This is a genomic window from Halomonas sp. SL1, assembly GCF_003030865.2.
Lineage (GTDB): Bacteria > Pseudomonadota > Gammaproteobacteria > Pseudomonadales > Halomonadaceae > Halomonas > Halomonas halophila.
Map to the genome: position 1 here is coordinate 64,938 of NZ_PYUQ02000031.1, position 7,041 is coordinate 71,978.

The 7,041-nt window shown below is 67.9% G+C and carries 6 protein-coding genes; all 6 read right to left on the bottom strand.

The window, feature by feature from the left end; genetic code table 11:
• Positions 1–47: 47 nt before the first annotated feature.
• On the bottom strand, positions 48–1,157 hold the full coding sequence (locus C9J49_RS16620) for an amino acid ABC transporter permease (protein WP_107182517.1): 1,110 nt from the start codon (positions 1,155–1,157) through the stop codon (positions 48–50).
• A 1-nt stretch (position 1,158) separates the two neighbouring features.
• Entirely contained in the window at positions 1,159–2,337 is a 1,179-nt protein-coding gene (locus C9J49_RS16625) for an amino acid ABC transporter permease (RefSeq protein ID WP_107182518.1), read from the bottom strand.
• Between the two features lie 74 nt (positions 2,338–2,411).
• Positions 2,412–3,443 carry an amino acid ABC transporter substrate-binding protein gene (locus C9J49_RS16630; RefSeq protein WP_046077913.1) on the bottom strand — a complete coding sequence of 344 codons (1,032 nt, stop codon included), beginning with the start codon at positions 3,441–3,443 and terminating at the stop codon, positions 2,412–2,414.
• Positions 3,444–3,731: 288 nt separating this feature from the next.
• Positions 3,732–4,469 (bottom strand): hypothetical protein, encoded by a 738-nt coding sequence (locus C9J49_RS16635; protein ID WP_046077914.1) that lies wholly within the window; start codon positions 4,467–4,469, stop codon positions 3,732–3,734.
• Positions 4,470–4,541: 72 nt separating this feature from the next.
• Positions 4,542–6,653, bottom strand: coding sequence for an adenosylcobalamin-dependent ribonucleoside-diphosphate reductase (locus C9J49_RS16640; protein WP_107182519.1), 2,112 nt, complete (start codon positions 6,651–6,653; stop codon positions 4,542–4,544).
• Positions 6,654–6,813: 160 nt separating this feature from the next.
• Positions 6,814–7,041 (bottom strand): hypothetical protein (locus C9J49_RS17250; protein ID WP_220084881.1); only part of this gene is annotated, 228 nt, incomplete at its 5' end.

Here is a 7,041-nt window from a genome sequence, read left to right on the forward strand (position 1 = left end):
CGTTCTTGAAAGCGTTTGTTAAGTGCTTGTTATTCCGTGCCTGCCGGTCAGCTCTTGTGGCCGGTATGCAGGCGCCGCTCGATGTACTGGCTGTAGCGCGACATGCTGAAGCAGAAGATCCAGAACATCAGCGCCGCGAACACGTAGCCCTCGGTGGCGAAGCCCAGCCAGTTGCTGTCGGTGAGCCCCGAGCGGATGATCGCCAGCAGATCGAACAGGCCGATGATCAGCACCAGTGAAGTGTCCTTGAACAGCGCGATGAAGGTGTTGACGATGCCGGGGATCACCAGCTTCAGCGCCTGGGGCAGCACGATCAGCCCCATGCGTCGCCAGTAGCCCATGCCCAGCGCCTTGGCGGCCTCCTCCTGTCCCTTGGGAATGGCCTGCAGGCCGCCGCGCACCACCTCGGCCATGTAGGCGCTCCAGAAGAACATGATGCCGATCAGCGCCCGCAGCAGCTTGTCGAACTCCACCTCGCTGGGCACGAACAACGGCAGCATCACCGAGGCCATGAACAGCACCGTGATCAGCGGCACGCCGCGCCAGAACTCGATGAACACCACGCACACGCCGCGCACCAACGGCATCTGCGAGCGACGCCCCAGCGCCAGCACCACGCCCAGCGGCAGCGAGCCGACGATGCCCACGACGGCCACCGTCAGGGTCAGCATCAGCCCGCCCCATTCGCGGGTCGGCACCGCCATCAGCCCGAAGTGGCCGCCGAGCAGCAGCACGTAGGCCACCGCCGGGAAGCCGACCAGGGCGAACAGACCCACCCAGCGCTTGGCCGGCAGCCGAGGAATCGCCAGCCAGGCGATCAGCAGCCCCAGCATCATGAACACCGTATCGACCCGCCATCGAGCGGCCTCGGGATAGAAGCCGTAGACGATGGTCTCGAAGCGGGCGCTGATGAACACCCAGCAGGCGCCCTCGCCGCTGCAGGCCTCGCGGGTCGAGCCCAGCCAGTCGGCGTCGATCAGCGCCCACTGCACCAGCGGCCACAGCCCCCAGCCCAGCATCGCCAGCACGCACAGGGTGATGACGCTGTTGAGCGGCCCGTCGAAGAGGTTGGCGCGCAGCCAGCCCGGCACACCGCGACGCAGGTCCGGCGGCCGGCGCGCCTCGATCATCTCGATTCGTGTCGCCATCTCGGCCATGTCAGCGCTCCTTCATCAGGGTGCGGGCGTTGTAGAGGTTCATCAGCGCCGACACCACCAGGCTGATCAGCAGGTAGACCGCCATGGTCATGGCGATGATCTCGATGGCCTGGCCGGTCTGGTTGAGGGTGGTGCCGGCGAACACCGCCACCAGGTCCGGGTAGCCGATGGCCGTGGCCAGCGAGGAGTTCTTGATCAGGTTCAGGTACTGGCTGGTGAGCTGGGGCACGATGACCCGCATCGCCTGGGGAATCACGATCTTGCGCAGGGTGATGTTGCCGGGAAGGCTGATCGCCCGGGCGGCCTCGACCTGCCCGCTCGGCACCGACTGGATGCCCGAGCGCACGATCTCGGCGATGAAGGAGGCGGTGTAGATCGACAGCGCCAGCCACAGCGCCATCAGCTCGGGGATGATCGTCACGCCGCCAGAGAAGTTGAAGCCGGCCAGCGCCGGCACGTCCCAGGCCAGCGGCCGCCCGGTCACCAGGAACACCGCCAGCGGCAGGCCGAGCAGGATCAGCGCGCCGAGCCGGTAGACCGGCAGTGCCTTGCCGGTGCGGGTCTGCAGCCGCCGCGCGTAGAGCGAAAGCCCCACCACCGCGGCCACCGCCAGGGCCAGCGCCCAGAGGGTGGCACCGAAGCCCGGCTGGGCCACAGGGGCCGGCATCACCAGGCCGCGCACGTTGAGGAACAGCGCCTCGAACAGCGACAGGCTCTGGCGCGGGCTGGGCAGCGCCTGGAGCACGGCGAAGTACCAGAACAGGATCTGCACCAGCAGTGGAATGTTGCGGAAGATCTCGACGTAGGCGGCGGCCAACCGGGCCAGCAGCCAGTTGCTCGAGAGCCGGGCGATGCCCACCGCGAAGCCGATGACCGTGGCCGCGACGATGCCGAGGCCGGACACCAGCAAGGTGTTGAGCAGCCCCACCACGAAGGTGCGGCCGTAGGTGCTGTCGCCGCTGTAGGCGATCAGCGTCTGGGGAATGGAGAAGCCGGCCCGCTCCTGGAGGAAACCCAGGCCGGTGGTGATGCCCCGGGCCTCGAGGTTGGCCAGGGTGTTGGTCACCAGCATCACGATCAGCGCCGCCAGCCCCAGCAGCAGCAGGGCCTGGATCACCAGCGCGCGCACGGCGGGGTCGCGCCACAGCGGCCCCCGCTCGGAAGACGAAGAACGCAGCATGTCGAGCCTCGAATGCAGGGTAACGGCCCCTCACCCCCGGGCGGGGGTGAGGGGAGACGAAGGATCGACGCCGATCAGCGGATGGGCGGTGCGTAGAGGATGCCGCCCTCGTTCCACAGCGCGTTCATGCCGCGGCCGATGGCGAGCGGGGACTCCTCGCCCACGGTGGCGGAGAACACCTCACCGTAATTGCCGACCTGGGCGATGATGTCGTAGGCCCAGTCGTTCTCGAGGCCCATCTGCTCGCCGTAGTTGCCGTCGTCGCCCAGCAGGCGTGCGACCTGGGGATTGGGCGGGTTCTGCTGCATCTCGTCGACGTTGTCGCTGGTCACGCCCAGTTCCTCGGCGTTGACCATGGCGAACACCGACCACTGGACGATGTCCAGCCACTGATCGTCGCCCTGGCGCACCACCGGACCCAACGGCTCCTTGGAGATCAGCTCGGTGAGGATCTCGACGCTGTCCGGCTCCGGCAGCTGCAGGCGCAGGGCGCTGAGCTGGGAGGTGTCGGAGGTCAGCACGTCACATCGGCCGCTGGCGAAGCCCTGGGCCGTCTGGTCCGGGGTGTCGAAGGTCACGGTGTTGATGTCGATGCCCCGGGAGGGGAAGTAGTCGGCCAGGTTCAGCTCGTGGGTGGTGCCCGACTGGATGCAGATGGAGGCGCCGTCGAGGTCCTCCAGGCTCTCGATGCCGAGGTCCTTGGCGACCATGAAGCCCTGGCCGTCGTAGAAGGTGGTGGTGGTGAAGTTGAGGCCCAGGGAGTTGTCGCGGGTGGCCGTCCAGGTGGTGTTGCGCGACAGCACGTCGATCTCGCCGGACTGCAGGGCGGTGAAGCGCTCCTTGGCGGTCAGCGGGGTGAAGACCACCTTCTCCGGATCGCCGAAGATGGCCGAGGACACCGCGCGGCAGGTCTCGACGTCCAGCCCCTGCCAGTTGCCGTTCTCGTCCGGCGAGGAGAAGCCGGACAGCCCGACGTTGACGCCGCAGCGCAGGTTGCCGCGCTCCTTCACCTCGTCGAGGGTGGCGGCCGAGGCGGTGGTGCTGACCGCCGCGAGGCCGAGGGTCGCGACGGACAGGGCGATCAGCGTCTTGTTGTTGTAGCGCATGATCCTAGACTCCATTGCTGTTGAGAAAATGTTTGTGCTTGTTATTCAGCAAGGACGAACATAACAGAGCCGAGAGTCGGCGCACGGGCTTGCATTTAAACGTTCGATTCGATCTGTTGTGCTGCATCGCAACAAACAAGCCCCGGCACCGGCCGGGGCTGACGGTCGTGTCGGGGATCGTCCGACACCTCGCCGAGCGTTGACCGGCTCGGCGATTCGCATCGGTCCATCGCGCGAATCAGTGCTGGAACGAAGACTCGGCGAGCGCAGAGCGTTTTCGTACGACGCTCAGCCGCACTTCGACCAGCCGCACCCCGAATAGCACGTCGGGCAACCGTCCATCATCACCAGATCGCCGCCGCACTCCGGGCACTGGCCGACCACGATGGGCCCGCCCTGGCCGGCCTCGGCCGCGCGCTCGGCATGGGCCTGCTCCTCGGGGCCGGGCGGATGCCAGGGCCGGCCGGCCAGGCGCCGGGCGTGGCGCGCCACCAGCTCCTCCACCGGCACCTGCAGGCCGTCCTGGTCGAGGAAGCCCCGCCGGTAGAGGATCTGCTGGATCGACCAGGCGATGGCGGCGACCTCGGAATCGTGGAACATCGGCTTGCCCCAGCGGTTCATGCCGCAGCGCACCCGGCCCTTGTCCCAGGCCACCTTGCGCAGGTCGGCCACCGCCTGGGTGACGTAGCCGCCGCGAGCGGCCAGCGACAGGCTGCGCATGGTGGCGGTGATCCACTGGTGCTCGCTGGACAGCTGCCCGGAGGGCAGGAAGAACTCCACCGGGCGCTCGATGACCACCCGCTCGCCGTTCAACACGCCCTCCACCGGCATGAAGGACACCAGCAGGTAGACCTTGCGCCGGCCCTCGGCGCCGACGTAGGAGATCTTCTCCGACACCGCCTCCAGAGTGCCCTCGGGGCGCGAGGGAATGCGCCGCGTCAGCGGGTCCTCGTCGGCCGGCGGCGGCACGTCCTGGGGCTGTCGGACACGGGACGACAGGATCTTGGAGGTGATCTCGATGCTCATGACGGGGCTCCTGTGAAAGCCGATGCGGTGTCGTTTGACGGACGGCCGTTCACGGCCGTCGCGAGCCCTGGTTTACCACTTGCCATAGGTGCCCTCCTTGAGCGCATCGTGCAGGTTCGCCGCGGTGTGCTCCTCGCCCTCGTAGATCACCGTCTCGTCGCCGGAAAGCTCCAGGCGCTCACCGTTCTCCAGCTCGAAGACGTAGACGGTATTCTTGAGATCGTCCTCGCGCACCAGCACGCCCTGGAAGGCCTCGGGATTGAAGCGGAAGGTGGTGCAGCCCTTGAGCCGGCTGTCGTAGGCGTCCAGATAGAGATCCTGGAAGTCCTCGAAGGCGAAATCGGTGGGCACGTTGACGGTCTTGGAGATCGCCGAGTCGATCCAGGCCTGGGCGGCGGCCTGCACCGCCACGTGCTGGGCCGGCGAGACGCCGTCGGCGGTGACGAAGTAGTCCGGCAGATCACTCTCCACGGCGTCGGGGGCGACGACATGGCGATAGGCCGCCAGCTCGAAGGAGACCACCTCGATCTGCTCCTTGGTCTTGCGCCCGGCGCGAATGACGTTGCGGAAGTAGCGATGCGAGAAGGACGGCTCGATGCCGTTGGAGGCGTTGTTGCCCAGCGACAGCGAGATGGTGCCGGTGGGCGCGATGGAGCTGTGGTGGGTGAAGCGCGCGCCGTGCTCGGCGAGCTCGGCCACCAGCTCGGGCTCGACCTCGGCGACCTTCTGCATGTAGCGGCTGTAGCGGGCGTGCAGGATTCGCCCCGGCACCCGGTCGCCGGCCTGATAGCCGTCCTGGACCAGCTCCGGGCGCTCGCGCAGCATGCGCGGCGTCAGCTCGAACGACTCGGCCAGCACCGGCGCCATGCCCTTCTCCTTGGCCAGCGCCAGGGCCTGCTTCCAGCCCTCGACCGCCAGCACCCGGCTGACTTCCTCGGTGAAGGCCAGCGACTCCGGCGAGCCGTAGGGCAGCTTGAGCATGGTCAGCGCCGAGCCCAGCCCCAAAAAGCCCATACCGTGGCGGCGCTTGGCCTCGATCTCGCGGCGCTGGCCGTCGAGCGGCAGGCCGCTGATCTCCACCACGTTATCGAGCATGCGGGTGAAGATCGCCACCACCCGGCGGTAGCGCTCCCAGTCGAAGCGCGGCGCCTCGCCGAAGGGCTCGAGCACGAAGCGCGTGAGGTTGATCGAGCCCAGCAGGCAGGCGCCCTCGGGCGGCAGCGGCTGCTCGCCGCAGGGGTTGGTGGCGCGGATCTCCTCGCAGAACCAGTTGTTGTTCATGCGATTGACCTGGTCGATCAGGATGAAGCCCGGCTCGGCGAAGTCGTAGGTGGAGCGCATGATGGTGTCCCACAGCCCGCGGGCGCGAACCGTCTCGACCACGCGGCAGGCCACCCGGCCCTGGTCGTCGAGGGTGTAGCCCTCCTCGACCACTGGCCAGTCGCGGTAGATCAGTTCGCTGTCGTCGACGTCGTCCTTCTCGGCGGGATGCAGCGGGAACGCCAGCGGCCAGTCGGCGTCGGCGCGAACCGCCTCCATGAACTCGTCGGTGATCAGCAGGCTGAGGTTGAACTGGCGTAGCCGGCCGGCCTCGCGCTTGGCCTCGATGAAGCTCTTCACGTCCGGATGGCCGACGTCGAAGGTCCCCATCTGGGCGCCGCGGCGCCCGCCCGCCGAAGCCACGGTGAAGCACATCCTGTCGTAGATATCCATGAACGCCAGCGGGCCGTTGGTGCCGGCCCCGGCGCCGAACACGAAGGCGCCGCGGGGACGCAGGGTCGAAAAGTCATAGCCGATGCCGCAGCCCGCCTTGAGGGTCATGCCGGCTTCCACCACGCCCTCGAGGATGTCACGCATCGAATCGTGGAGGGTGCGCGAGACCGTGCAGTTGATCAGGCTGACCGCCGGCTTGACGGCCTCCGCCCCGGCGTTGGCGACGATGCGCCCGGCCGGGATGGCGCCGTTGTCCAGCGCCCAGCGGAACTGGGGCAGCCAGGCCTCGGCGTCGTCCTCCACCGCGGCCAGCGCCCGGGCCACCCGCTCCCGAGTGGCGGCGGGGTCGGCGTCCACCGGCCGGCCGTGACGGTCCTTGAGGCGATACTTGCTGTCCCAGATATCGAGCGAAGGCGCCTGCAGCGGCACCTCGTCGACGCTGGGCGCATCCTTGGCAGTGGTGGTACGCATCGATTCTCTCATGTGCGGTGAAAACGGCAGCGGTCGCGCACGACCGCCTGTCGCGGAGCATCCCGGCGGCGAAGGTCGCATGGCACGGGCCCGCTCCCGACGGCGCGATGTCTGACTACCATATATAGACGAAAATCAATCTCAACACACATGATATGGATCATCCGCCCGAGCCGCGGACGAAAGAAAGCGCCCGACCGTGAAGGTCGGGCGCCAGGCTTGGCATCAGGCAACACGCGTCAGAAGCCGCCGCCGGCACCTGAACCGGTACCACCGGCTCCGCCACCTCCTCCAGCGTTGCCACCATTACCACCGGCTCCGGAACCACCGCCGCCGCCGGAACCACCACCGCCGCCGCCGGAACCACCGCCGCCGCCGGAACCACCGC